Source organism: Caulobacter sp. DWP3-1-3b2 (assembly GCF_049896325.1).
Taxonomy (GTDB): Bacteria; Pseudomonadota; Alphaproteobacteria; order Caulobacterales; family Caulobacteraceae; genus Caulobacter.
Window position 1 is genome coordinate 13,619 of the sequence record NZ_JAFCUB010000040.1, and the last position, 23,082, is coordinate 36,700.

Below are 23,082 nucleotides of genomic sequence, written 5' to 3' on the forward strand. Positions count from 1 at the left end.
GTAGAGTGGGGAGCATGTGGCGAATCCTGCTTCTCGGCCTGGTCCTGTCCGGCCTCACGACCCTGGCCCGAGCCCAGGAGACGCCGTGGCAGGCCTGTCATGGCGTGCCCAGCCCGGCCGGCCCGGTGCTGAGTGACTGCCGCCCGATCCAGGATTTCGTCGACCCCCAAGGCCGCGAGCTCTGGATCCGCTCCTCCGTCAGCGCCCCCACCGACACCCGGCCGCGCGCCCTCTATTTGGCGGGCGTCGCCTCGTCCGAGGCCTGGCTCAACGGTCAGCGCCTGGGCGTCAACGGTCGCCCCGGCGCCACGGCGCGGGACGAGGTTCCTGGGCGCTACCAGGCGATTTTTCCGATCCGCGAGACGGCCTGGCGGACCGGCGAGAACGTACTGGTGATGCACCTGTCGTCCTTCCACGGCGGCCTGCGTTTCGCCCGTCCAATGAGCGCGATAGGCGTCTTTCCCTACCCCTATCCGCAGCGCCCCGCGCTGCTGGCGGTAACCTTCTTGGCGGCCGGCGCCCTGCTGGCCGCGGCGTTCGGCTTCGGCGTCATTCACGTCATGCGTCGCACGGGATCCAGCCTGGTCCTGGCCGCCATGGCCGGGGTCGCGGCCGTGCAGGCCATTGTCGAGAGCCTGAGGACACTGTTCGACTATCCTTATCCCCTGCACGCCTGGCGGATGAGCGCCATCTGGGTGCTGGCGGCCACCTTCGCGGTCCTGCTGGTGAGCTATGTGGCCGGCCGGTTCCTGCCCAAGGCGCGCCGTCTGATGATCGGTCTGGCCCTGGGCGTGGTCGGCGCCACGGCCCTGCTTCCGGGCTTCGACATCAAGACGGGCTGGGCGCTGATCCTGGGGGTGGCGCTCGCCGCCCTGCCTGCCACGGCGGGCGTGCGTCGGCGCGTCCCCGGCGCGCGGCTGACCCTGGCCTATCTGGCGCTGTTTCTCGCTTTGGCCCTCGGGTTCCCCGAATGGCTGGCCGACATCTCGTTCTTCCTGCTCGCCGCCGGTCTGGTGCTGCCGTTGCTGACGGTCGAGGTGGTGCGGCTGGGTCGCGACGATCGGGGCCGCGAGGCCGCCCTGACCCGCGCCGCCAGCCGCCCCGACCGCCTGACCGTGGCCTCGGCCCGAGGCGTCGAGCTGGTGCCGATCGCCGAGATCCTGGCCGTGGTGGGGGCCGACGACTATGTCGAGCTGCGGCTGGTCGGCGGCCGCAGCCTGCTGCACGCCGCTCGCCTCGACGGCCTGGCGACCCAACTTCCGGGGAGTTTCTTGCGCATCCATCGGTCGGTGATCGCCAATCTCGCCCAGGCGCAGCGCCTGGAGCGCGACGGCGACCGCTGGCGGCTGCACCTGAGCGAGGGCGCGCCCCTGCCGGTCAGCCGCTCCCGCCAGCCCGCCCTACGCGAGGCCTTGGACGTTCCTCCCGTGGGGGCGGTGTCGGCGTAGCGCCAGCGGACTAAGCCGCTCGCGCGGCCCCGCATCCGCGAGCGCTACGGCTACCGCGCCTTCGCCGACTTTGGAATCGCGTTTCGCCTCGATCGCTTTCTATATGCGCGGTGCTGGACGGGCGCCAACCGCCCCTCGGCGCTGTTCGACCGCGCTGTTGCATGGCTGCTTGAGGCCAAGGTGCTGCTGCCGGGCCTCTCCGTGCTTGGGCGCGCTGCGGCCAGGGTTCGGACGCGCGCAAACTCGTATCTGCACCGCCTGTTGATGGAGGCGATGACGCCTGAGCAACGCGCGAACCTCGACGGGCTCGTCGCGGTCCCCGATGGCGGGCGCCAAAGCCCGCTCGATCGCTTGCGCGACGGCCCGTGTATCCAGAGTGGCCGCGAAATCAGCCGTGCGCTCAACCGCCTGGAAGAGATCCGCACGATCACCAACGCTCTTCCGCAAACGGATCGTCTGCCGCCAGGCAAGATCGTGGCGCTCGCGCGCTTCGCGGCTGCGGCAAAGGCGCAGGTGGTTGCGCGGCTTCCAAACGACCGGCGTGCGGCCACGCTCCTTGCCTTCGTCAGGACGCTGGAGGCGACGGCCGGCGACGATGTCATCGACTTGTTTGATGCGGTCGCCACTTCGATGTTCGCGCCGGCCGACGCAGCGTCGAAGGAGGCCAGGCTGCGCTCGCTGCGCGATCTCGACGCCGCCGCGCTCAAGCTTCGCGATGCTGGGATCGTTATTCTCGATGAGGAGACGCCCGACGATGACGTCCGCAGGGCCGTGTTCAATCTGATCGATCGTGACGCGTTCGTCACTACGGTCGAGCGCGTCGGGGCGCTCGCCGAACCCCGCGATGATACCTATTTCGCCGAGCTGCGGAAAAGTCATCGCAAAATCGGATACGCGCCCGCGCTCCTTGCCGGCCTTGACCTCAGCGCGGCGGCGGCGGGCCGGCCGTTGCTCGAGGCGGTTAAGTACCTGCGTGCCAGTCACTCCGGCCGCAAACGTCCAGGACCGGCGCCCACGGTGTTCGCACCGAATGGATGGCTGGGCCAGATGAAGACGGCCGATGGCTCATTGGACCTGACCGGCTATCGGCTTTGCGTTCTCGACGGCCTTCGCCGTGCCATCCGCAGGCGCGACGTCTTCCCACTTCGTTCGCTGCGCTATGCGGATCCGAGAAAAGGTCTGCTGTCCGTCGCTGCTTGGGAGGTGGCGCGGCCGGCGATCTGTCGCACCGTGGGCGTTTCGGCATCGGCCGATGAGGAACTCGCCAGGCTGTCGCGGCGTCTCGATCTCGCTTACCGCGAGACCGCCGAACGCGTGCCAGTGAATTCGGCGGTGACAATCACCGCCACGCCCGACGGCCCGGACCTCTCGGTCGAGCGCCTGGAGAAAATTGACGAGCCGCCGAGCCTGGTTGCGCTCCGCGCAGCGGTCGATGCCCACCTTCCCAGGCTCACACTGCCGGATTTTGTCGCCCGAGGCGAACTCCGGCCGCCGCGCGACCCGCGCACGGCCGGTGTCGATGAGGCCTGACACCGAGCTTGTGCAGGTTTTCTGTTCCGCTGCTACTCAGACCCCTCGTAGCTTTCCAGGTCGGGTGGTCGTCCGGAATGAGAATCAGATCGAGCGACTCCCCGCAGTGGCCTTCCATTCAGAAAGGCGCGGCTCCGACGAGCGGGCCGGTCTGGACAAACTCTAGAGAACGCTAAGGGAGGACTGGGAAGCGCACCTGGAAGCTGCTGCCCAGGTTCAATCCACTGCTCGTGAGCGAAATTGTCCCTCCATGAAGCTCGACCAGTTGCTTAACGAGAGCCAGGCCAATCCCTAGCCCGTCCTGTGCGGTTGCCCCTGAGCCCCTAACCTGCGCGAACAGCTCGAAAATCGTGGACTGCATATCGTCTGGAATGCCGATCCCGTTGTCGGAGACCTCGATCTCCGCAAACCCATCCACCACCCGTGCGACGAGCCTGATCTGCCCGCCTTCCGGCGTATACTTGGCGGCGTTGTTCAGGAGATTACTGACGACCTGCGCGATTCTGGTGGGATCGGCGTCCAGCCAAGTCGGTTCCGTCAGGATGTCGATTGTGAGCGCATGATGACCGGTGTCGATTTGCGGCTGGCTAGTCTCGATCGCGAACTTGAGGACATTCAGAAGTGCGACCTTCTCCTTCCTCAGGGAAAACTTTCCCTGATCTATACGGGAGATATCGAGGAGGTCATCGACCAGTCGCGACAGATGGACGACCTGTCGGTCCATCTCCGCCCGTATCTGCAGAACTTGCTCGGGGTCGTCGCGCCGCTTCAGGAGGCTAAAGCCCGCGCTGAGTGCCATAATCGGATTGCGTAACTCGTGGCCGAGAACCGCGAGGAACTCATTCTTGTGCCGATCGACGGTTCGCAGAAGATCCGCATTGGCTGCAAGCTCGTCACGCTGCACCACGATCTGCCGGCGCTGTTGATACAGGTCGAAGAACACATTGGCTTTGCTGCGCAGGATGCCCGCTTCGATTGGCTTTTGAATGAAGTCGACCGCGCCGGTTTCGTAACTGCGGAACCGGCGTTGAATGTCGACGCTGCCGGCCGTGAGGAAGATGATCGGGATGTGTCGCGCCCGCTCAGCGCCTCGCATGAATTCCGCGAGCTGAAATCCGTCAATGCCCGGCATCTGTACATCGAGCAGCGCCAGAGCGACGTCATGGACGAGGAGGAGTTCCAGGGCCTCCTCGCCCGAGCGCGCCTTGAGGCAGCGGAGGCCCTCACGCTGCAGCAGCGCTTCGAGCGCTAGAAGGTTTTCCTCAAGGTCATCGACCAGTAGGAAGTTTATCGGCGCCTCGCGGGTCATGCCGTTCCCAGACTCAACAAGTAGGATGTGATCGCGTCCAGTTTCATGGCCTTTGCAGATGAGCATGCACTGAGCGCTGCGGCCGGCATCGTTGAGGCGTGGGCGTCGGCCGGGTCCTCAACGATGGCGACGCCGCCCGCGTCCATGACCGCCCTGAGCCCTAGGGCGCCGTCATGATTTGCCCCTGTAAGGATGACCCCTACGAGCGCGGGTCCGAAGGCGTCGGCCGAACTCTCGAACAGCACGTCAATAGATGGGCGGGAATGATTCACAAGCTCGTCCGAGGAAAGCGAAAGTGATCCATCCACCTCTACCAATAGGTGATAGTCCGAAGGCGCGAAATAGACCACACCCGCAAGCGCGGGGTCCTTGTCTTCGGCTTCCTTGACCTCGATTTGGCACTTCATCTGGAAGAGCGGCACCAGCGCATTTCTCCGATCAGGCGGAACGTGAACGACGATCAGCACCGGAAAGGGATAGCTGGCGGGCAGCGATGGCAGGATCTGCAAGAGCGCCTGAACCGCACCCGCCGACGCGCCGATCGCGACCGCCTTGATGGGCGCCTCCGTCATGGCTCCTGTCTTTCGTAGATCTTCTCGTCGCGGTCGAAATCGGAGAATGCGGCGGCGTGCTCTGACAAGCGCAGGCTCTCCTTCGACCCCAGGCCCAGGAAGCCCTTGCGTGCGAGCGAGTCCCGGAAGAGGCCTATGGCCCGATCTTGCAGGGCGCGATCGAAATAGATCAGGACGTTGCGGCAGGAGATGAGATGCATCTCCGCGAAAACGGCGTCGGTCACCAGGCTGTGGTCCGAAAACACGACGCGGCTGCGCAGGGTTTTGTCGAACACAGCCCGTCCGTAATCGGCGGTATAGTAGTCCGACAGCGACGTCTTGGCGCCGGACTTCTGGTGGTTCTCGGTGAACTTCCGAATCCGGTCGAGCGGGTAGACGCCGGCCTCGGCGGCACGGAGGGCCCCCGGATTGATGTCGGTGGCGTAGAACAGCGTGCGTTGATCGAGCCCTTCTTCGCGGAACAGGATCGCCAGCGAATAGAGCTCTTCGCCGGTGCTGCAGCCGGCGATCCAGACCTTCAGCGAGGGATAGGTCCGCAAGTACGGCAAGACCTTCTCCCGCAGCGCCCGGAAATAGGACGGATCACGAAACATCTCGCTCACCTGGACGGTGAGGTAGTCCAGCAGCCGGGGCAGCGTGGACGGATCGTGCAACAGGCTATCCTGCATGGCCGAGATGCTACTGAAATTGAGCTGCACGCGGGCTTGGATCAAGCGCCGCTTGATCGACGCCCGAGCGTAGTGACGGAAATCATAGTGGTAGCGCTGGTAGAGCGCCTCCAGCAGCAGCGGGATCTCGATGCCTTCAACGCCGTCTCGCACAGATCACTCTCATCTTGGCATCCATACGCGAACGAGCGAGAGCAGCTTGTCGACGTCGATGGGCTTGGCCATGTAGTCGTTGGCGCCGGCCTCGATACAGCGCTCCTGATCGTCGGGCATCGCCTTGGCGGTCAGCATGACGATGGGCAGTTTAGCCCATTGCGGATCGCTGCGGATCTGCTGCGTCGCGACCAAGCCGTCCATCACCGGCATCATCACGTCCATCAGCACGAGGTCGATGGTCCGCGACGGATCCTGCGCGGACCCTGCCAGCGCGTCGAGCGCCTCCTGACCATTTCGCGCGATCTGGACGACGGCGCCGCGGGGTTCGAGGACACTGGTCAGGGAGTAGACGTTGCGGACGTCGTCTTCGACGATGAGGATGCGGCGGCCCTCGAGAACGGCGTCTCGATTACGCGCCTTCTGGATCATCTTCTGCTGCTCCGGCGGCAGCTCGGCCACCACCTGGTGCAGGAACAGCGACACCTCGTCGAGCAGGCGCTCCGGCGATTTCGCGCCCTTGATGATGATCGAGTTGGAATAGCGGCGCAGTTGCTGTTCATCGTCCGCCGACAGATCATGGCCGGTATAGACAATGACCGGTGGGAAGGCGTGGTCGCCCTGGCTCAGCGTCTCCAGCAATGAGTACCCGGAGGCGTCGGGCAGAGACAGGTCGAGCACCATGCAGTCGAAGGTTTGCCATTGGAGCTGCTCCAGGCATTCTGCGGCGGTGCCCACGCCGACGGTTTCGACATCGCGCGAGGCGAGCAGCTTGCCGACAGCGTCGCGCTGAACGTCGTCGTCCTCGACAATCAACACCCGCCGCTTGGTCTTTGTCAGCTTTGACTTGAGGGCTTGCAGCACCTCGGCCAGGTCTTCACGCTTAACCGGCTTCACGAGATAGCCGACCGCGCCCAGCGACAGCGCCGTCTGGCTGTGGTCGGCGCCGGACACGACGTGGATGGGGATGTGGCGAGTTTGGTCATCGCGCTTCAGGCGATCGAGCACCGTTAGGCCGGACTGGTCCGGCAGGCCGATGTCGAGGACGATCGCGCTGGGCTTAAATTTCCTGGCAAGGGTCACGGCCTCCTCGGCCGTGCCGGCCACGATGCATTGGAAGCCCATTTCGCGGGACAGGTCGCGCACGATGGCGGCAAATGCCTCGTCGTCTTCAACGACCAAAAGCAGACGGCGCGCGTCGGTGAGGGCGTCTCGGTCGTCCTCGGGTGTCCCTAGTGAGGGCGCTCGCTTGGTCTTCGGTGCGGCAGACGACGTCGCGACTGCCGCCTCGGACGGAGACGGTTCGCGCTGATCGCGGGGCGCGACCGAGGCGGGGTGGTAGGAGATCGGAACCGTGACGGTGAAGGTAGCGCCTTCGCCAGGCATGCTCTCAAGCGTGATCGCGCCGCCGAGCAGCCGCGCCAATTCGCGCGAAATCGACAGGCCAAGCCCGGTGCCGCCGTACCGGCGGCTGATGGTGCCATCCGCTTGGCGGAAGGCTTCGAAAATATCCTCCTGCTGCTCCCTTGAGATGCCGATCCCGGTGTCCGTCACCGCTAACGCCAGGCGATCGGCGCCGGCGCGTGCGATGGCGAGGCGAACGCCGCCGCTTTCTGTGAACTTGAAAGCGTTGGACAGCAGGTTCTTGAGAATTTGCTCAAGCCGCATGCGATCGGTGTCGATGGCGGGGGGGCAGTCGTCGGCGAGGCTAATCTCGAACGTGAGTTTGCGTTCGCCCGCAACGGGCTGGAAAAGCTGCCGAAGATCGCCGGCCAGTCTCTGTAGCGGAAGGCTCGCCGGTTGGATCTCGATGTGACCTGCCTCAATCTTCGAGAGGTCGAGAATGTCGTTGATGAGCGTCAGAAGATCGTTGCCCGATGATTGAATGGTCCGGGCAAACTTCACCTGTTCGTCGGAGAGAGTGCCCTCGGGGTTGTCGCCCAGCAACTTGGAGAGGATCAGCAGGGAATTGAGCGGCGTTCGCAGCTCGTGCGACATGTTGGCCAAGAAGTCTGACTTGTACTGGCTCGCTTGCTCCAGTTCGCGGGCCTTCAGCTGGACGGCGGCGCTCGTGTGTTCAAGGTCGTTGCGCTGGGTTTCGAGCGTCCGAGCCTGTCCCTCAAGCTGACTGTTCGTCTGCTCCAGCTCGACCTGCTGTTGCTCGAGCCGCACCTGCGATTCCTTGAGGGCGCGGCTTTGTTCTTCGAGCTCTTCGTTGGAGACGCGAAGCTCCTCGCTCTGTAATTGCAGGTCCTCGGCCTGGCGCTCGGTCTCCTCAAGAACATCCTGCAGCTGGGTCCGATAGCGCGCCGAGCGCAGAGCGATACCGATCGACGCCGAAGCCTGCTCCAGCAGATCGAGCACGCGATCGTCGACGGCGTGCAGGAAGCCCAGTTCGATCACCACGTTGACGACATCGTCGGCACGGGCCGGAACGATGACAAGATGCTTGGGCGTGTCCTGGCCGAACGCCGAACCGATGGTCAGATAGCCCTTCGGAACGTCCCGAATGATCGTTGCCCGCCCTTCGGCCGCGACCTGTCCCAGAAGTCCTTCCTTCACGCTGAACCGTACCGGGACCTCCGCGTCTGCCGGAACGCCGAGGGTCGCCGCCCGACTGTACTGGTCGCCATCGCCGTTGAAGAGCGCGCCCGCCTGGAAGCCGACGTAGCGCGCCAAGAAGGCCAGGATGCTGTCGGCGAGTTGCTCGACCGACTTGTCGCCCATCATGGCCTCGGCAAGCCCGACCTCACCCGACTGTAGCCACTGCTGGCGCTTGCGGACCTGCGTGTTCCTGCGGATCAGGATGAACACGACGACGGTGAGCCCGGCCCCGAGAAGGCCGGAGAGCACGCCAGTGGTCTGGGCCGCGCTGAAGGCGCTCGACATCTCCGCAATACGGATTTTCCGCAGGCGAGTTTCGTCCTGCCGCATGACCTCGACCTGGGCGCGGATGGCGTCCATCTCGATCTTGCTGTGATTGGTGGTGACCACGGCGCGCGCAGCCTCGATTCCTTTGGTTTTGCGCAATTCAACCGTCTCGCTGAGCTCCGCGAGCTTGGCGTCAATGTGGCGTTGGAGCTGGGCGAGTTTGGCTTGCTGGGCCGGGTTATCGCGTGTCAGCGAGCCGATTGCGTCGACTCGGCCGGCGAGTTTCGCGACGGCGTCTTCGTATGGCGCGAGATAGGTCTCGTTCCCGGTGAGTAGGTAGCCCCACTGGCCGGTCTCGGCGTCCTGGGCCGTCGACAGCATGTCGTTCAGCGCGATGATCACTTCGTGCGTATGCCGGACGTTCTGATCGTTCGCCCGCAGCGCCTGAATGTTGATGTAGGCGACAGCCCCGCTGATCAGGAAGAACGTAAGGACAGCGGCCAGCCCCAGCGTCGCCCACACCTCCGCGCCGGATTTGAGGCTCGACGCGGAACGGGGGCGGGTCAGCGGCATGGAGATCTCGAGTGAGTGGCCATTCGCACCTGCCTAGCGGGTGTGGTCAGACAAGCAAGGGTGGATGGGCGTGACGCGGTCGGCCTTGATGGTCCTTCAGGCGCGGTGGGCTGCGGCCTCGATTTGCCCCTCGCGGCGCGGGGCAGGGGACTTCGTCCGCAGGAAGGTTCCACCTTTATAACGGAGCCGCAGCGATCGACCAGCGATTCCCGGGCGTTTGAAGGCTTAAGCGTCCAGGACCTTGCGCAGGGAGGCCTCGATCTGGCCGCCGCAATAGGTGTCGCCATAGTCTTTCCGGGCCTCGGCGGCCAGCTTGACGAGCGGCGGCGGATCGGCGACCCGCCGTGTCAGCGCCGCTGTCCTGGGCGCTGTGTCCTCAAGGATCGCCTGGATCTTGGAAAAGCGGTCGGTCACGGTCGACCACAGAACAGCCGTCACCACGTCGGCAACACCTGGCGCCTTTTCACCCAGCAGGAACCCGGAGTCCGGCTTCAAGTCGTGGCGGCGGCCGGTCTCCTCCCAGAAGGACATCCATTTCTGCAGGCGCGGTATTGTCCGCCACACTGAGGTGAGCCTGCGGCTGTTCGCGGTTCTGACTGACGTTGGGAAGGACCGCTTGCAGCCTGTCCGCGCACTCACCCGGTGCGTGCAGCCCAGTCCCTCATCGCCTTCGGGCAGCTCTGGCACGTGAATGAGGCGCGGGCCGCGCGGGTGATTTCGCCGCCTTTTGGACTCCTGACCTAATCCCTTGCGGCGTCAAGGATACGCCGCAGGTGCTGCAGACCTGGCAGCAGCTTCGCCAGTAGTGTTTCGTCGATCTCGGTCTGCAACTGGGCCAGGATGGGCTGCAGAGCGGCGATCGCCGCATCGCGAGCCGTGCGGCCGGCAGGCGTGACGCTGATCTCCTTTGCTCGGCCATCCTTCGGGTCTGGATTCGAGTGAACCAGGCCCTGCGCTTCCAGCCTTTTAACAGTCCCGGTGATGGCGCCCCGGGTGACTTGCAGCGCGCTCGCGATCAAAGCTGGCGCCCGCCTTTCGTGGCGCAGGCGGATGAGGTGGTTGAGGACCGTGAAGCCCGCCAGGGAGAGCCCCCTCGGCAGCACCCGCTCGAACGCCGTGCTCGACAAGTGTTCAATAGTTGCGATCTCGTTGAAAACCTGGAAGGCCAACGGATCCTCAACGGCATCTGTCATGTTCGAATGTGCGCCGCTAAGCCGCGTCGCGGCGCCGGAGGCGTGGCCTTGGCTCGGCCCACCCTGACCAGCATCTGAAGTGGAGCTTCAGGGCCCGCACCTAACAACACTTGTGTGGCCGCGTAGGGCCCTGCCATCTCCTGATATTCTTGCAGGGTCATGCTCCAAGGCTGAAAGTTGAGGCCAAGCCTTGTAGCTGTGAGGTGGGCTCGGGCATAGGCTCGGCCGGCGGCGATTTGGGTCGCCCGGCTATTATTCGCGCCTTTCAGCCAGAAAAACGCGGGTGTCGCGTCTAGCGCTTTGCGGGCCATGTCGTTGCTGGACTTCGCCGCGAATGAGTCTGGGTCGGCGAGGGTTGCGGGCGTAAGCACGCCGCCAGCCTTGAGTGTTTCCAACATGGGGCCACTCAGCGAAATGCCGTCGCGATGTGCGGCGATCTCCGCCGCCCCGATACGGATCAGGCGAACGGATTCCATATGGGTCGCAGGCGTGTGGCTCTCGATCGTCCATCCTTGCCAAGCCAGTTGCATGATTTGCACGCGGGTCGCCTCGTCACTGATCGTTCCGGCCGTGATCCCGCCACCGTCCGCTGCAGCCAAGATGGCTGCGAGTTCCGCGGCGGTCGGCGGCGCCTTCAGGTCGTAGGGGGCGCGGTTCGTATGTCGATTTGTGATCTGTTCGAAAAGGGCATCGCGCGGGATGTTGCGATCGGAAACTAAGCGAATACGGGCAATAGGGCGGTTGTCCAGGCGCGGATGGGGTTCGCCCTCGGGCCAAAGCGTGATGTCCGCCCGTCGCCCCACTTGCCGCACCGCGAGGTCAAATAGCTCCAAAAACGCGCCGCAGCCTAGGGTGATCTGTCGGTTTGGCGGATCCGTAGCCGGCAACAGGCGGGCGGTGTCAGGGTAGAATAAAACCTCATCATTTCCGGCCAGATCGATGAGCCAGGGCTGCCGGTTGTGGGGGTTGGGGGCCAGGATCGCATGCGCCAGCGCATAGCGTCGCGGATCAGTCTCGCCGGCGCCCGGCGTGCGCCATGCCGCAGCGGGGTCTATTGTTGAACCTGACCCACATCCGGCGGACACGACTGGCATTGCGATGAGGCAAGCGAGCACACTACGACGAGTTGTCATGAAGACCTCACAGTTGAGACCTAAACTATATAATTGAGCCCTAAACTAGTCAAGGTCCTTAGGTTGGACATCCGCGTGCATGCCTAAGCGTTGACGACGTGCCGGAGCACTCCAAACCGACCTTCGAAGATTATCGCGGCTCCTTGGAAGAGCACGAGGTCGAGGTCGGCCAGACTGTGGCCGGTGGCCAAGCGCCGCGCAAAGGTCCGCTCCTGTGGCTGGATCGAAGGCTGGCCAGTCTGCGGTCACTTCCCGTTCCCTCAGGGCGTCGGCCTTGTCCAGCCGGCGACGCGCAGCAGTACCGCGCCTCGGGCCTGAACCTGGTGATCGCCGCCATCGTCTGGTGGAACTCGACCTACATGGCCGACGCCGTCGACCACCTGCGAGCTGCTGGCCAGCCTGCCCCCGACGATCTCCTCGCCCACACCTCGCCGGTCGGCTGGGAGCACATCGCGTTCTCGGGCGACTTCCTGTGGGACCACGCCGCGACGCTGCCAACGGGGCGCCGGCAGCTGACCATCGGTCGCCGAATGCGCGGCGCGGCTTGAAGTTGGCGGGTTCGGGTTCCGTTCGCCCTCAGAGTTGCTCAGCTAACAAACGTCGCGCCGTTCTCTACTTGGACGCCTCGACGGCTGCGCCTTGCGCGGCAATCCGAAGGGGCCGCTGTTGCGCACCATTGAGCGGGGGAGGCGGTGCTGACCACCACGCCACTGCCCTGGTCCGACGCCTACGCGATGATAGGCCGCCGCGCCGCCCGCGCCGGCATCGTCACCAGGATCGGCAACCATACTTTCTCGGCGACCAGCGTTATGCTCCTTCTGCCTCGTCACCCAAGGCGAAAACGCTGTCTGGCGGATCGGCCCCGTATGGATCGAGGTCGCGATCGAACCGAAATAGGGTCGCGCAATAAGGGCAGAGAATGCTGGTGTCCTGTCCGCCCATTGCAAGATAGATCTGCGGGTGGTCCTGGGGTGGTGATGCGCCGATGCATTTGAACGCCTTAACCCCGATGCGAATCTCCGGCACACCGTGGTCGTTCGTGAACTTCGGATAGACCTCACGTGCCATATCGATCTGGTCGCTCCACCGACGTCCAACCTGAATAGAATGCGATCAAGCGTGTTTGAAGCTCGGGATGGTCAGCTTGAGTCCACCAGTTTCGGCGGTACTCGTTGATGGGCTCAGCTGTGGCTCCTGCGCGGCCGCACCACCCTCATTGTCCCACCGGGAAAGCGCCCGCCGTAGTGCTTCCACGTCTTTGTTCGTTTTCGACGCGTTGTCGGTCATGGCTCTCTCCTTTCCAAAGAGGGGGTCGGCGGCGAACCAGATCAGCCTTGTGAAGGTGGCCTCGGATTTTCTTGATCGCTGGTCCGGCCGCGCTGCAGCCTCAAGGCCAGCATTCAGGCGCCTACACCGTGTAGGGGATTCGATGAGCGATAGGGCGGCTCGGCGAATGAGTTTGGTCCTGTTCCAGCATCTGTGATCGCTGAATCAGGCAACAGGTCGGCGAGCCTGACACCGCTTAGGAAAGTCATAGTATAGGTCATGAGCGAATATTTAAGCAGATCTACCCCGATTACCGCGTCCCTGGGTCGGAGATAAGGAAGATATCGTCGCGCAGCCGGGGTCGCTCTTCCCCGGTACACGGCTTCGAAAACATCTGCAGCTGAGATCAACGCAGCCGGTCGCGCTAAGCGGTAACCTTGACCCCTGACGGCTTTCACAAGGGTGCAGTTCCGTAGTCGAGCCAACAGCGCCTCCGTATATGACAGCGAACGGGCCAGTTGGGCGGCGAGCTCGCCTGCTGTCACCTGGCGATCGGCGGCAGCCAGCCGAACCATGAGCTCGACGGCATCGTAGACAGCTGGACCGATGTTCATTCGCGCCTCGACACTGATTTCGAAACACAACTATTAATCCCCAGATCGCTTGTCAATATGGTTTCGAAGGGCTATCACTTTGCGGGAAGGGGTGAACATGTCAGCACGCGAAACGGCGGTCATCCGGCTGCAAACATCGCGGATCGTGCAGGCGGAAGGCCATGACGGCGAGGTCGATCACCGACACCGACCGGGCCGCCTTCGTCGAAGCCTGGACGCCAAATTCATCCCGCCACTCCGCGCGTCGCTGCGCGCTTGCGGCCTTGGAGCACGCATATGTCCGCTGCCTTACAGACCATCGAACATGTCGAGAGCCTGGAGAAATACCAGCACGGCTTTTCCACCGACATCGCCCAGGACTTCGCGCCCAAGGGTCTGAACGCCGACATCGTTCGCTTCATCTCGGCCAAGAAGAACGAGCCGGAATGGATGCTGCAGTGGCGGCTGGACGCATTCGAGCGCTGGCTGGCCATGGACGAGCCGGCCTGGGCCAAGGTCCACTTCCCGCGCATCGATTACCAGGACAGCTACTACTACGCCGCCCCGTCAGAGAAGAAGGGCCCCAAGAGCCTCGACGAGGTCGATCCGGAAATTCTCGCCGTCTACGAAAAGCTGGGCATCCCCTTGAGGGAACAGGCGGTCCTTGCCGGCGTCGAAGGCGCGCCGAGGTACGCAGTGGATGCGGTGTTCGACAGTGTCTCGGTGGTCACCACCTTCAAGAAGGAGCTCGCCCAGGTGGGCGTGATCTTCTGCTCCATGAGCGAGGCGATCCGCGAACATCCCGAACTGGTGAAGCGATACCTGGGCTCCGTCGTGCCCGTTTCGGATAACTATTACGCCTGCCTGAACGCTGCGGTTTTCTCCGACGGCAGCTTCGTCTATGTGCCGCCCGGCGTCCGCTGCCCGATGGAGCTCTCCACCTATTTCCGGATCAATGCGGAGAACAGCGGCCAGTTCGAGCGCACCCTGATCATCGCCGACCAGGGCGCCTACGTCTCGTACCTGGAGGGCTGCACGGCCCCCATGCGCGACGAGAACCAGCTCCATGCCGCCGTGGTCGAGCTGATCGTGCTGGAAGACGCCGAGATCAAGTATTCCACGGTCCAGAACTGGTATCCGGGCGATCCGGTCACGGGCAAGGGCGGCATCTACAACTTCGTCACCAAGCGCGCCGACTGCCGCGGAGACCGCTCGAAGGTCTCCTGGACCCAGGTCGAGACCGGTTCGGCCATCACCTGGAAATACCCGTCCTGCATCCTGCGCGGCGAAGGGAGCTCGGGCGAGTTCTATTCGATCGCCATCACCAACGGCCGCCAGCAGGCCGACACCGGCACCAAGATGCTCCACCTCGGCGCCAACACCCGCTCGCGGATCATCTCCAAGGGGATCTCGGCGGGGCGTTCGTCCAACACCTATCGCGGCTTGGTCTCGGTCCACCCCAAGGCCAGGGGCTCGCGCAACTTCACCCAGTGCGACTCGCTGCTGATTGGCAAGACCTGCGCGGCCCACACCGTGCCCTACATCGAGGCGCGCAATGGCCACTGCATCCTTGAGCATGAGGCCACCACCACCCGGCTGTCGGACGACCAGCTATTCTACGCCACACAACGCGGTCTTTCCCAGGAGGAGGCGGTCCAGCTGCTGGTCAACGGCTTCGTCCGCGAGGTGCTGCAGGAGCTGCCCATGGAGTTCGCGGTCGAAGCCCAGAAGCTCGTCGCGATCTCGCTCGAAGGTTCGGTCGGATGACCCTCGCCATTCCGGAACGGATCGCCCCTATATCCTCAGGGCAAGTCTTGAAGCCGAACGCCACGCGCGGGAGGAGGCCGAGCGGTTCCACCAAGGCACCGACCTGGCCCGCGCTGGGTGGCTCGGCCACCAGGCCCACCGCTTCCCCCACCAAGCAGCAGCCCGTTGCAAGCGCGCAAGAGGCCCTTGAGGTCCTGGCGCAGTTTCTCGTGGAGTGACCCCCAAGATGCTTTCCGTCTCCAATCTGCGCGCCGAAGTCGGCGGCAAGGAAGTCCTCAAAGGCCTGACGCTTGATGTGCCCGCGGGCGAGGTCCACGCCATCATGGGCCCCAATGGCGCCGGCAAGTCGACGCTCTCCTACGTGCTCACCGGCCGCTCGGGCTACGAGGTCACCGGCGGGACCGCCGCCCTGGACGGCGAGGATTTGCTGGTGCTCGATCCCAACGAACGCGCCGCCAAGGGCGTCTTTCTGTCCTTCCAGTACCCGCTGGAAATCCCCGGCGTTCCGGCGCTGACCTTCATCCGCACGGCCATGAACGCCCAGCGCAAGGCGCGCGGCGAGACCGAGATCAGCGCCCCGGCCTTCCTGAAGCTGGCGCGCGAGAAGGCCGGCGAACTGAAGATCGACTTCGAGATGCTCAGGCGCGCCCTCAATGTCGGGTTCTCAGGCGGTGAGAAGAAGCGGATGGAAATCTTCCAGATGGCCATGCTGGCCCCGCGCCTCCTGATCCTTGACGAGACCGATTCCGGACTCGACATCGACGCCCTGAAGATCGTCTCCGAAGGCGTCAACGCCATGCGCGATCCCGATCGCGCCATGTTGGTGATCACCCACTACCAGCGGCTGCTCGACTACCTCAAACCCGACAAGGTCCACGTCCTGGCCGGCGGCCGCATCGCCGCCACCGGCGGGCCCGACCTGGCGCTCGAGCTCGAGCGCGAAGGCTACGACAAATACGCGAGGGCCGCTTGAGTCTCGCCACCGCCCTGAAATCCGGCGACGCCGGCCTGCTTCCCAGCAAGCGCGACGAAGACTGGAAGTGGACCGACCTGCGCGGCCTGCTGCGCGTCCTGCCGCCGCCCTCGCCGCCAAGCGAGGCGGCGCTGACCGCTGGCCCGTTTGGTGATCTGGGCGAGATCGAGGTCGCCATCGTCAATGGCCGCCTACGCGGCGACGCCTCGGCCCTGATTCTGAAGCCCGGCGAGAAGCGTGTCGTGCGCCTGCGGTTTGTCGCCCAAAGCGCCGACAGCGCCCATTCCGTCCAGCTCGCCATTCAACTGGGCAAAGGCGCCGACCTGACCTTGCTGGAGAGCTATGAGGGCTTAGCGGGCGACTATGTCGCCGACACGGCCCTCGATATCTCGCTCGCCAAAGGCGCGGCCCTGGAGCGCATCGTGGTGGCCGCCGACGGCGAAGGCGCGATCTCGGTCAGCTCGACCCAGGTTGCGCTCGGCCCTGAGACCCGCTTCGCCCAGACCCTGCTGACTGACGGCGCCAAACGACAGCGGATCGAGACCCACGTCGCCCACCCGGGCGCCGGAGCCGGTGTGCGCCTCGATGGCGTTTATCTGCTCTCCGGTCAGCATCATGCCGACTTGACCACGATGGTGGAGCACGGAGGGGTTGATGGAACCACGGACCAGCTCACCAAGGGCGTCGTGCGCGACCAGTCCCGCGGCGTCTTCCAGGGGCGCATCGTGGTGGAGGAGGGTGCTGACCGCACCGACGCTCGCATGAGGCACAACGCACTGATCCTGTCGGATCGCGCCGAGGTCGATGCAAAACCGGAGCTGCTGATCTTCGCCGACGACGTGCAATGCGCCCATGGCAATACGGTCGGCGCCCTGGACGAAGAGGCGCTGTTCTACATGCGCCAGCGGGGTCTCCCCGAAACTGAGGCCCGCGCCCTGTTGATCGAGGCGTTCGTCGGTCAGGTGATCGACCGGATCGCCTACCAGCCCGCCCGCGAGGTCGCTCGCGCCTGGGCCGCCCAGAGGTTGAGAGCCTGACCATGGACTTCGACGTCGAAGCCATCCGCGAGCGGTTCCCGATCCTGGTTCGCCAGGTGAACGGCGAGCCGCTGGTTTATTTCGACAGCGACGCCTCAGCTCGGAAGCTGCCGGCGGTGGCCGGTGAAATTCCGGACTGGGTGAAGGATGTGGTGAAGGAACTGCCCGGCATCGGCCGGGTGAAGGTCGATCTCGTGTTCGACCCGACATGGGATTCCTCGCGGATGTCCGACGAGGCTAAGCTCCGACTGAATGGATTCTGACCATGAGCGATCTCAATCTGACTGCGGCCGGCGCGCCGCCCCGCCGACTCCGCCCCAAGCTCGTCTCCCTGACCGACACTGCGGCTGAGCGCGTGCGCGAGATCATGGGCCGCGCTGATGTCCCTTATAGGGGACTACGGGTTGGGGTGAAGAACGGCGGCTGCGCCGGCTCCGAATACACCATCGAATATGCCGAGGCCGCCGCGCCCCTGGACGAGGTGGTGGAAGACAAGGGCGTCACCATTCTGGTCGATCCCAAGGCGGTCCTGTTCTTGATCGGCAGCGAGATTGACTACGAAAAGACCAAGCTCTCAGCCAAGTTCACCTTCCGAAACCCCAACCAGACCGACGCCTGCGGTTGCGGGGAAAGCGTCACTATCGAGCCTGGTAAGGTCGTTGAGTCGTGAATATTTGCCCTACATTGCCGTCCGCCAACATGGCGGGACTCAGAGCATGCCAGTTTCCAGCTTGGCGGCGTCGGACATCATTGAATGGCTCCACTGCGGATCGAACACCAGATCCACATCAGCCTCCGTAACCGTGGGAATCATCTTGAGCTTGGTGCGGGCATCATCCACCAGGATGTCGCCCATGCCGCAGCCGGGGGCGGTCAACGTGAGCTTCACATAAACCTTGCGCTCGCCTGAAGCCGTCTGCTCCAGGCGCAGGTCGTAGACCAGCCCCAGATCGACCACGTTGACCGGAATTTCCGGATCAAACACGGTGCGAAGCTGATCCCACGCCAGCTTTTCCACATCCGCATTGGTGGCATCGGCGGCCACCTCGATAGCCGCCGGCGGCTCCTTGCCCAGCGCGTCGGCATCGCTTCCGGCAATGCGGAATAGGTTGCCGTCCACATACACGGTAAAACTGCCCCCTAGCGCCTGAGTGATGTAGCCGATCTGGCCGATGGGCAGGCAAACTGCGTCGCCAAGCGGCACCATGACGGCGTTGCAATCGCGCAACAGGGTGAAGGGTTCGTTGCTCACACTGAAACTGCTCATGCCGACGCCAATCCTGTGGCTGCGGGCGCGACTAAGCGTCGAACCCAGGTTGTCTATAAGAGCCGGCCCGGAGAATCTGCACAGGCCGTCAGTCCGGACCTTTCCCTCAGCCTGCTAGAGCATTTCCCGACCTGACTGCGTCAGGCCGTGAGCTCTAATCTTATGTTTTGACGCATTTTTCTTCACGCGAACCGGAACCACTTCGCTCGAAAAATGCCCTAGATGGAGAAGCTGACGCCGCAGCCGCAGCTGGACTTGGCGTTGGGGTTGCGGACCTGGAACTCGGCGCCGGACAGCTCGTCCACATAGTCGATCACCGAGCCCCTCAGCAGGATTAAACTCATCTCATCGACCAAGGCTGCGGCCCCGTCACGTTCGACCACCAGGTCATCGGCATGCAGCTCGCTGACCAAGTCGAACTGGTACTGGAAGCCGGAACAGCCCCCGCCTTCCACCGCCACCCGAAGCATGACGCGATAGCCCTCGCTCTGGCTGAGGGCGTGAAGCCGTTGGGCTGCGGTCTGGGAGAGGGTCAGGTTTGACGCAGTCATGCTGTTCATGGCGCCCGGGTCTTCAAACTGTCGACGGCATGCACCGGAGCCCTGTCCCCCTTCATCAAATCGGCGATGGCGCTGTACACTATCCGCTGGCTCTCCAGCATATTCTTGCCGGCGAACACGGGCGACGTCACCTCGATATTGAAGTGGCCGCCGCCGCCGTTCACTCCGGCCCGTGAATCGGGAATCTTGCGCTCGATGGCCTCGCGGAGCGCATCGATGACGGAACCTTGGAAGTCAGTTGGATGGGACGACATGCTGGTCTCCTTTTTATATCAGTAACGCGGCACTGAGGCGTCGATGGGCAGCGCCCTCGCGTCGATGCCGCCTTTGAGTCCGATGTTGGCTTGAGCATTTCCCGACCTGACTGCGTCAGGCCGTGAGCTCTAATCTTTTGTTTTGACGCATTCTTCTTCACGCGAACCGGAACCACTTCGCTCGAAAAATGCTCTAGCGCTCCCCGTTGCGTCACCCGGATCTGCGACAACTGCCGCAAACCCCTTCCGACCGCCTCGCTCATGGTGGTCCTCGGCATGCGGGGCTGCTAACGGATCGAAAGCGGCGTTTGAATCCGTCAAAATGGCGCCAATCCTTGGCCCCAAAGACTTTCGGCGGGTCGCCAACCGTCAGATTCTCACCACTAGACCTTAACGCCGATGAGCTCTTGAAGCTCTCCGGACGCCTGCATCTCGCGGACGATGTCGCAGCCTCCCACGAACACCCCATCGATGTAGAGTTGCGAGATCGTCGGCCACTCGGAGAACGCCTTGACTCCATCCCGGATCTCGGGGGAGCGAAGTACATCGACCGTTTCGTAGCTTGGCTTCAGCTCGTCGAGGATTTTTACGACCTGGGCGGAGAACCCGCATTGTGGCATGTGGCGAGTTCCCTTCATGAAGAGGACGACTCGGTTTTGTGCCACGAGGTCGGAGATGTGCTGGTGGAAAGGTTCATTTAAGGACAATGTTGCTCCTTTCGGGTTGCTTGGGATTCTGGCCGGATTTTCGGGACAGTCGATTTTCAGATGTCTCCCTGACATCTAGCCAGGGCGTCTGTAGAATGGCGCCTTCCCCGCTGCGTGGTCCGTCGCGTCCACAATTTCCATGATTTCCGGGGCAACCCTTCTAACCATAACTTCGAATCCCTGCCTCAGGGTCACCTGAGAGGATGCACATCCCTGGCAGCCGCCGCTCATGGTTATGAAAAGCTTCCCCTCGCTGACGTCCACGATTGAAATCTTCCCGCCGTGGTTGGCGATCGAACGATTGACTTCCTTATCCAGGAGCGTCTGGACGGCCACGCGAACCTCGGCGTCGGCCCTTCCTTGCGTGCTAGCCTGAGCAGCTATCTCCAAAATCGCCGGCACGCCGGAGAGCAGCTGCGTCCGAACGGCCATCCCGATTGCCGATTTCAGTCCCGACCACGAGGCGCTCGGCTCCTTGCCGATGGTCACTACGCTCTCGGCGATGAGCACGTTGGCCACACCGGAAAGCGCGAACAGTCGCTCGGCGAGCGGCGACCCGGCCGCCCGTTCCTTATTGCCGAAGAACAGCGGACCACCGGGATGTAAATCGCGGCTCACCGTGAATTTACAAGTGTCGGGGTCGGCGAGCGAGGTCTCCGCGCGGATGCCGATTGGCAGATCCATAGACTGGGCGTCAGACATCCTCGACGTTCTTTTCTGCGGCGCGCGCGCCTGCGGCGCGCAGGTTCTTAAACGTATGGATCCCGCTGTTATGGCCGTCGTTCCAATCAAGTCCGATCGCGTAGTTTCCTATGCTTACGATCTTGCGCGGGCTCACATCAGGCCGCACCGTTTTCGGATCGAGCAACTTGCGTCCGCTCATCTCCTCGACGCAGAGGGCGCAGTGACACGCCAGTCGCAGATCGCGGACGTCGAAGTCGTCGCTATGGCCGTCCTCCCAGAGCACGGACAAGGTGCGTGGATCGCGGCGCCGGAAACCGATGGGGGTATTCCTCGATCCAGCAGGCCGAACCGAGCCTTCCATCCAGGCCGGCGCCCCCTCGTTGCTGTCCCAACTCCACACAAAGGGCTGAAGCACCGTGGCCACCGCGTGGAGCTGCTCAGCAAGCGCTGCGGCGATGGCGGCGTACACCTGGGCGCTGACTGACTTCGGCTGGTCAACCACGATCGGGCGCCCCACGTCACCGCAGGCGACGACGGCGGGATCGAGGGGTAAGGCGCCGAGGAACGGGACGCCGAGCTCCTGGCTCATCCGCTCGCCGCCGCCGTTACGGAAGATATCCGTGCTCTGTCCGCAGTGGGGGCAGGTGAAAGTGCGCATGTTCTCGACGATGCCAAGAATCGGCACTTGCACCTTCTCGAACATCCGCAAGCCGCGGCGGGCGATCTTGAGGCTAACGTCCTGTGGCGTCGTCACAATCACCGCGCCCGACAGCGGCATGCTCTGCGCCAGCGTCAGCTGCGTGTCGCCGGTGCCGGGCGGGAGGTCGAGAATCAAGTAATCTAGGGGTCCCCATTGCACGCCGGCGACGAACATCTTCAGGTATTTGCCCACCATTGGGCCCCGCAAGACGGCCGGATTGTCGTCTCCGGTCAGCATCCCCATCGATATCACCTTCAGACCGTGCCGCTCCGCCGGGATGATCCTGCCTTCCGGGGTTTGCGCCGGCGGCTGACCGGTTGGGATGTCGAGCATGCCGGGGATACTGGGGCCAAGGATATCGGCATCCACCAGCCCGATGCGCCCTCCGAGCTGCTGCAGCGCGAGCGCCAGATTGACGCTCACCGTGGATTTGCCGACGCCGCCCTTGCCGCTGCCTATGGCGACGATGTGCCGAATCCCAGGCAGCTTCTCTGCGCCGGCGGCCGGCAATGACGACGGGCCACGCGCGTGGTGTGGGTCAGTGGCCTGCATGGCTAAGCTTTTTTGATATCGCTTCGTGGTTCACTAGGATCCCCTGCCGGGCTTTTCGCTGAAATACTTCTCGAACTTGCCGGTCTCGCGCTCAAAGTCGTCGGCGTCGGCGGGCGCCTCACCCTTGACGGTGATGTTGGGCCAGATGCGGGAGAATTCGGAATTGACCTTTAGCCATTTGCCGTCTGGATCGTCTTCGGTGTCGGGCTTGATGGCGTTCACCGGGCACTCCGGTTCGCAGACTCCGCAATCGATGCATTCGTCCGGATTGATCGCCAGGAAGTTCTCGCCCTCGTAGAAGCAGTCGACCGGACACACCTCTACGCAGTCCATGAGCTTACATTTGATGCAGGCATCCATCACGATGTAGGTCAACTAGGCGTCCTTTCAGCAGATCGCAGTGCTGAACTCATTCGCGGTGTCCGCCCTCGCGCGGCTGGCTCGTTGGTTGAAAAATGCATGCAGAGTAGACTGACTTCCTCTAGCTCGATCGGAACGTCGAACAGTTGACATTTGAGGGCCGAGAGCGAGGCTCCCGTGGAGTCGGAGCACGTTTCTCCAGCGAGGTGCGTGCAGTCCTGGCAAACACCGAAGTGCCGATGCGGCCCGCTCGCAGCTACAGTGGTCAGCACGTGGTGCATTGCGCCGCGCATCGCGCTTTGCTCTTCCGCGGCGAGTGATTCCACGGCGCGCACCAGAACTTCGAACGGATCGCGCGCAACCGCTTCGTGGCCTTTGTCCGTCAGCCTTAGACTGACGCTTCGCCCATCCGCCTGGGATCTCTGTCTGCCCAGGTACCCACCAGCCTCAAGCGCCTTGATGGCTTGTGATGCGGTGCCACGGGTCGTCGCTTGAAATTCCGCGAAGGCAGACGGGGTGCGGGAGAACGAGTTGGCGCGCGCGAAGAAGCGCAGCGCCATCCATTGGGCGGGACTGAGTTCGCCCTGATAGCCCTCCGCTTGGACGAGCCGCCCCACCAGCAGCAGGAGTTCCGCCGTTTCGCGCGCTGACATAATCACCTCTTCGAAGACATAATAGTGTTTCGAAATCAACTTGACAACCGATTGGATGCCGATCGTTTTGTTTCGCAATCAACCGAGGGGCTACTCCTAGCCATGGGCGTCAAACGGCGCGCAATCGGGACCCCCTATCGGGCTTCCGAGCGGCGATGCGCGTAGCTCTCAGCCAGCGCAGAGCATCGCCGCGGGGTGAGCCACTGATCGATCAACTGCCCGGAGGGGGTCTGGGGGGAGGTTGAACAGGTTGTGGATG

The 23,082-nt window shown here is 63.6% G+C and carries 25 protein-coding genes and 1 pseudogene; 8 read left to right on the top strand and 18 right to left on the bottom strand.

The genetic code is table 11. From position 1 onward, the window contains the following. The first annotated feature begins 14 nt into the window (after positions 1-14). Both ACP7AG_RS18665 and ACP7AG_RS18670 read left to right on the top strand, forming a co-directional pair. On the top strand, positions 15-1,448 hold the full coding sequence (locus ACP7AG_RS18665) for a LytTR family DNA-binding domain-containing protein (RefSeq protein WP_426009983.1): 1,434 nt from the start codon (positions 15-17) through the stop codon (positions 1,446-1,448). A 33-nt stretch (positions 1,449-1,481) separates the two neighbouring features. Then, complete coding sequence (locus tag ACP7AG_RS18670; RefSeq protein WP_426032712.1) at positions 1,482-2,978, top strand: DUF4158 domain-containing protein; 1,497 nt, start codon at positions 1,482-1,484, stop codon at positions 2,976-2,978. A 172-nt stretch (positions 2,979-3,150) separates the two neighbouring features. On the opposite strand, the gene ACP7AG_RS18675 is transcribed toward ACP7AG_RS18670, so the two are convergent. The 7 genes from ACP7AG_RS18675 to ACP7AG_RS18705 all read right to left on the bottom strand — a co-directional run bounded on the left by ACP7AG_RS18675 (position 3,151) and on the right by ACP7AG_RS18705 (position 11,450). Further along, positions 3,151-4,287 (bottom strand): hybrid sensor histidine kinase/response regulator, encoded by a 1,137-nt coding sequence (locus ACP7AG_RS18675; RefSeq protein ID WP_426009987.1) that lies wholly within the window; start codon positions 4,285-4,287, stop codon positions 3,151-3,153. After that, positions 4,284-4,859, bottom strand: a complete 576-nt coding sequence (locus ACP7AG_RS18680; RefSeq protein ID WP_426009989.1) for a chemotaxis protein CheB — start codon at positions 4,857-4,859, stop codon at positions 4,284-4,286. The genes ACP7AG_RS18675 and ACP7AG_RS18680 overlap by 4 nt, the downstream gene beginning before the upstream one ends. Next, positions 4,856-5,680, bottom strand: a complete 825-nt coding sequence (locus tag ACP7AG_RS18685; RefSeq protein WP_426009991.1) for a CheR family methyltransferase — start codon at positions 5,678-5,680, stop codon at positions 4,856-4,858. Before ACP7AG_RS18685 ends, ACP7AG_RS18680 begins: the two co-directional genes overlap by 4 nt. 9 nt (positions 5,681-5,689) lie before the next feature. Next, positions 5,690-9,124: a response regulator gene (locus ACP7AG_RS18690; RefSeq protein WP_426032682.1), complete on the bottom strand. Its 3,435-nt coding sequence runs from the start codon at positions 9,122-9,124 to the stop codon at positions 5,690-5,692. A gap of 225 nt (positions 9,125-9,349) precedes the next feature. Further along, on the bottom strand, positions 9,350-9,811 hold the full coding sequence (locus tag ACP7AG_RS18695) for a hypothetical protein (protein WP_426032684.1): 462 nt from the start codon (positions 9,809-9,811) through the stop codon (positions 9,350-9,352). A 53-nt stretch (positions 9,812-9,864) separates the two neighbouring features. After that, positions 9,865-10,317 (bottom strand): MarR family winged helix-turn-helix transcriptional regulator, encoded by a 453-nt coding sequence (locus ACP7AG_RS18700; RefSeq protein WP_426032686.1) that lies wholly within the window; start codon positions 10,315-10,317, stop codon positions 9,865-9,867. Then, positions 10,314-11,450 (bottom strand): Acg family FMN-binding oxidoreductase, encoded by a 1,137-nt coding sequence (locus tag ACP7AG_RS18705; protein WP_426032688.1) that lies wholly within the window; start codon positions 11,448-11,450, stop codon positions 10,314-10,316. Before ACP7AG_RS18705 ends, ACP7AG_RS18700 begins: the two co-directional genes overlap by 4 nt. Positions 11,451-11,737: 287 nt before the next feature. Here ACP7AG_RS18705 and ACP7AG_RS18710 point away from each other — a divergent pair. Beyond that, a pseudogene (locus ACP7AG_RS18710) lies at positions 11,738-11,998 on the top strand (Tn3 family transposase); the annotation flags it as partial. A gap of 259 nt (positions 11,999-12,257) precedes the next feature. Here ACP7AG_RS18710 and ACP7AG_RS18715 read toward each other — a convergent pair. The 3 genes from ACP7AG_RS18715 to ACP7AG_RS18725 all read right to left on the bottom strand — a co-directional run bounded on the left by ACP7AG_RS18715 (position 12,258) and on the right by ACP7AG_RS18725 (position 13,330). Further along, entirely contained in the window at positions 12,258-12,518 is a 261-nt protein-coding gene (locus tag ACP7AG_RS18715) for a zinc-finger domain-containing protein (RefSeq protein WP_426032690.1), read from the bottom strand. A 45-nt stretch (positions 12,519-12,563) separates the two neighbouring features. Then, on the bottom strand, positions 12,564-12,737 hold the full coding sequence (locus ACP7AG_RS18720) for a hypothetical protein (protein WP_426032692.1): 174 nt from the start codon (positions 12,735-12,737) through the stop codon (positions 12,564-12,566). Between the two features lie 113 nt (positions 12,738-12,850). Then, positions 12,851-13,330, bottom strand: a complete 480-nt coding sequence (locus ACP7AG_RS18725; protein ID WP_426032714.1) for an Rrf2 family transcriptional regulator — start codon at positions 13,328-13,330, stop codon at positions 12,851-12,853. A gap of 276 nt (positions 13,331-13,606) precedes the next feature. On the opposite strand from ACP7AG_RS18725, the gene sufB reads away from it, so the two are divergent. From sufB to ACP7AG_RS18750, 5 genes are all read left to right on the top strand, one after another. Beyond that, positions 13,607-15,076 (top strand): Fe-S cluster assembly protein SufB, encoded by a 1,470-nt coding sequence (sufB, locus tag ACP7AG_RS18730; protein WP_426032694.1) that lies wholly within the window; start codon positions 13,607-13,609, stop codon positions 15,074-15,076. A gap of 226 nt (positions 15,077-15,302) precedes the next feature. Next, on the top strand, positions 15,303-16,049 hold the full coding sequence (gene sufC, locus ACP7AG_RS18735; protein ID WP_426010005.1) for a Fe-S cluster assembly ATPase SufC: 747 nt from the start codon (positions 15,303-15,305) through the stop codon (positions 16,047-16,049). Continuing rightward, positions 16,046-17,086 carry a Fe-S cluster assembly protein SufD gene (gene sufD, locus ACP7AG_RS18740; RefSeq protein ID WP_426032696.1) on the top strand — a complete coding sequence of 347 codons (1,041 nt, stop codon included), beginning with the start codon at positions 16,046-16,048 and terminating at the stop codon, positions 17,084-17,086. The genes sufC and sufD overlap by 4 nt, the downstream gene beginning before the upstream one ends. A gap of 2 nt (positions 17,087-17,088) precedes the next feature. After that, positions 17,089-17,349 (top strand): hypothetical protein, encoded by a 261-nt coding sequence (locus ACP7AG_RS18745; protein ID WP_426032698.1) that lies wholly within the window; start codon positions 17,089-17,091, stop codon positions 17,347-17,349. Positions 17,350-17,351: 2 nt separating this feature from the next. Beyond that, entirely contained in the window at positions 17,352-17,756 is a 405-nt protein-coding gene (locus tag ACP7AG_RS18750) for a HesB/IscA family protein (RefSeq protein ID WP_426000546.1), read from the top strand. Positions 17,757-17,795: 39 nt separating this feature from the next. Here ACP7AG_RS18750 and sufT read toward each other — a convergent pair whose 3' ends face one another. The 8 genes from sufT to ACP7AG_RS18790 all read right to left on the bottom strand — a co-directional run bounded on the left by sufT (position 17,796) and on the right by ACP7AG_RS18790 (position 22,901). Then, complete coding sequence (gene sufT / locus ACP7AG_RS18755) at positions 17,796-18,353, bottom strand: putative Fe-S cluster assembly protein SufT (RefSeq protein ID WP_426032700.1); 558 nt, start codon at positions 18,351-18,353, stop codon at positions 17,796-17,798. Between the two features lie 218 nt (positions 18,354-18,571). Continuing rightward, the gene (gene erpA, locus ACP7AG_RS18760) at positions 18,572-18,904 is read right to left on the bottom strand and encodes an iron-sulfur cluster insertion protein ErpA (RefSeq protein WP_426032716.1); all 333 of its coding nucleotides are present in this window, start codon (positions 18,902-18,904) and stop codon (positions 18,572-18,574) included. Positions 18,905-18,909: 5 nt separating this feature from the next. After that, positions 18,910-19,167, bottom strand: a complete 258-nt coding sequence (locus tag ACP7AG_RS18765; RefSeq protein ID WP_426010012.1) for a BolA/IbaG family iron-sulfur metabolism protein — start codon at positions 19,165-19,167, stop codon at positions 18,910-18,912. A gap of 383 nt (positions 19,168-19,550) precedes the next feature. Beyond that, entirely contained in the window at positions 19,551-19,874 is a 324-nt protein-coding gene (grxD, locus tag ACP7AG_RS18770; RefSeq protein WP_426032702.1) for a Grx4 family monothiol glutaredoxin, read from the bottom strand. Between the two features lie 75 nt (positions 19,875-19,949). Beyond that, positions 19,950-20,576 carry a NifU family protein gene (locus tag ACP7AG_RS18775; protein WP_426032704.1) on the bottom strand — a complete coding sequence of 209 codons (627 nt, stop codon included), beginning with the start codon at positions 20,574-20,576 and terminating at the stop codon, positions 19,950-19,952. Next, positions 20,569-21,810 (bottom strand): P-loop NTPase, encoded by a 1,242-nt coding sequence (locus ACP7AG_RS18780; protein ID WP_426032706.1) that lies wholly within the window; start codon positions 21,808-21,810, stop codon positions 20,569-20,571. Before ACP7AG_RS18780 ends, ACP7AG_RS18775 begins: the two co-directional genes overlap by 8 nt. Before the next feature lie 33 nt (positions 21,811-21,843). After that, entirely contained in the window at positions 21,844-22,185 is a 342-nt protein-coding gene (gene fdxA / locus ACP7AG_RS18785; RefSeq protein WP_426010020.1) for a ferredoxin FdxA, read from the bottom strand. Continuing rightward, on the bottom strand, positions 22,182-22,901 hold the full coding sequence (locus ACP7AG_RS18790) for a MarR family winged helix-turn-helix transcriptional regulator (protein WP_426032708.1): 720 nt from the start codon (positions 22,899-22,901) through the stop codon (positions 22,182-22,184). The genes fdxA and ACP7AG_RS18790 overlap by 4 nt, the downstream gene beginning before the upstream one ends. Between the last annotated feature and the right edge of the window lie 181 nt (positions 22,902-23,082).

Excerpts from the sequence above, each read along its gene's own strand:
- ACP7AG_RS18780 (WP_426032706.1), bottom strand. The coding sequence starts at position 21,810 with ATGCAGGCCACTGACCCACACCACGCGCGTGGCCCGTCGTCATTGCCG.
- ACP7AG_RS18720 (WP_426032692.1), bottom strand. The coding sequence starts at position 12,737 with ATGACCGACAACGCGTCGAAAACGAACAAAGACGTGGAAGCACTACGG.
- sufB (WP_426032694.1), top strand. The coding sequence starts at position 13,607 with ATGTCCGCTGCCTTACAGACCATCGAACATGTCGAGAGCCTGGAGAAA.
- ACP7AG_RS18725 (WP_426032714.1), bottom strand. The coding sequence starts at position 13,330 with ATGAACATCGGTCCAGCTGTCTACGATGCCGTCGAGCTCATGGTTCGG.
- ACP7AG_RS18745 (WP_426032698.1), top strand. The coding sequence starts at position 17,089 with ATGGACTTCGACGTCGAAGCCATCCGCGAGCGGTTCCCGATCCTGGTT.
- ACP7AG_RS18700 (WP_426032686.1), bottom strand. The coding sequence starts at position 10,317 with ATGACAGATGCCGTTGAGGATCCGTTGGCCTTCCAGGTTTTCAACGAG.
- ACP7AG_RS18690 (WP_426032682.1), bottom strand. The coding sequence starts at position 9,124 with ATGCCGCTGACCCGCCCCCGTTCCGCGTCGAGCCTCAAATCCGGCGCG.
- ACP7AG_RS18765 (WP_426010012.1), bottom strand. The coding sequence starts at position 19,167 with ATGTCGTCCCATCCAACTGACTTCCAAGGTTCCGTCATCGATGCGCTC.
- ACP7AG_RS18750 (WP_426000546.1), top strand. The coding sequence starts at position 17,352 with ATGAGCGATCTCAATCTGACTGCGGCCGGCGCGCCGCCCCGCCGACTC.
- ACP7AG_RS18715 (WP_426032690.1), bottom strand. The coding sequence starts at position 12,518 with ATGGCACGTGAGGTCTATCCGAAGTTCACGAACGACCACGGTGTGCCG.
- ACP7AG_RS18705 (WP_426032688.1), bottom strand. The coding sequence starts at position 11,450 with ATGACAACTCGTCGTAGTGTGCTCGCTTGCCTCATCGCAATGCCAGTC.
- sufC (WP_426010005.1), top strand. The coding sequence starts at position 15,303 with ATGCTTTCCGTCTCCAATCTGCGCGCCGAAGTCGGCGGCAAGGAAGTC.
- ACP7AG_RS18775 (WP_426032704.1), bottom strand. The coding sequence starts at position 20,576 with ATGTCTGACGCCCAGTCTATGGATCTGCCAATCGGCATCCGCGCGGAG.
- erpA (WP_426032716.1), bottom strand. The coding sequence starts at position 18,904 with ATGACTGCGTCAAACCTGACCCTCTCCCAGACCGCAGCCCAACGGCTT.
- ACP7AG_RS18675 (WP_426009987.1), bottom strand. The coding sequence starts at position 4,287 with ATGACCCGCGAGGCGCCGATAAACTTCCTACTGGTCGATGACCTTGAG.
- ACP7AG_RS18680 (WP_426009989.1), bottom strand. The coding sequence starts at position 4,859 with ATGACGGAGGCGCCCATCAAGGCGGTCGCGATCGGCGCGTCGGCGGGT.
- sufT (WP_426032700.1), bottom strand. The coding sequence starts at position 18,353 with ATGAGCAGTTTCAGTGTGAGCAACGAACCCTTCACCCTGTTGCGCGAT.
- ACP7AG_RS18665 (WP_426009983.1), top strand. The coding sequence starts at position 15 with ATGTGGCGAATCCTGCTTCTCGGCCTGGTCCTGTCCGGCCTCACGACC.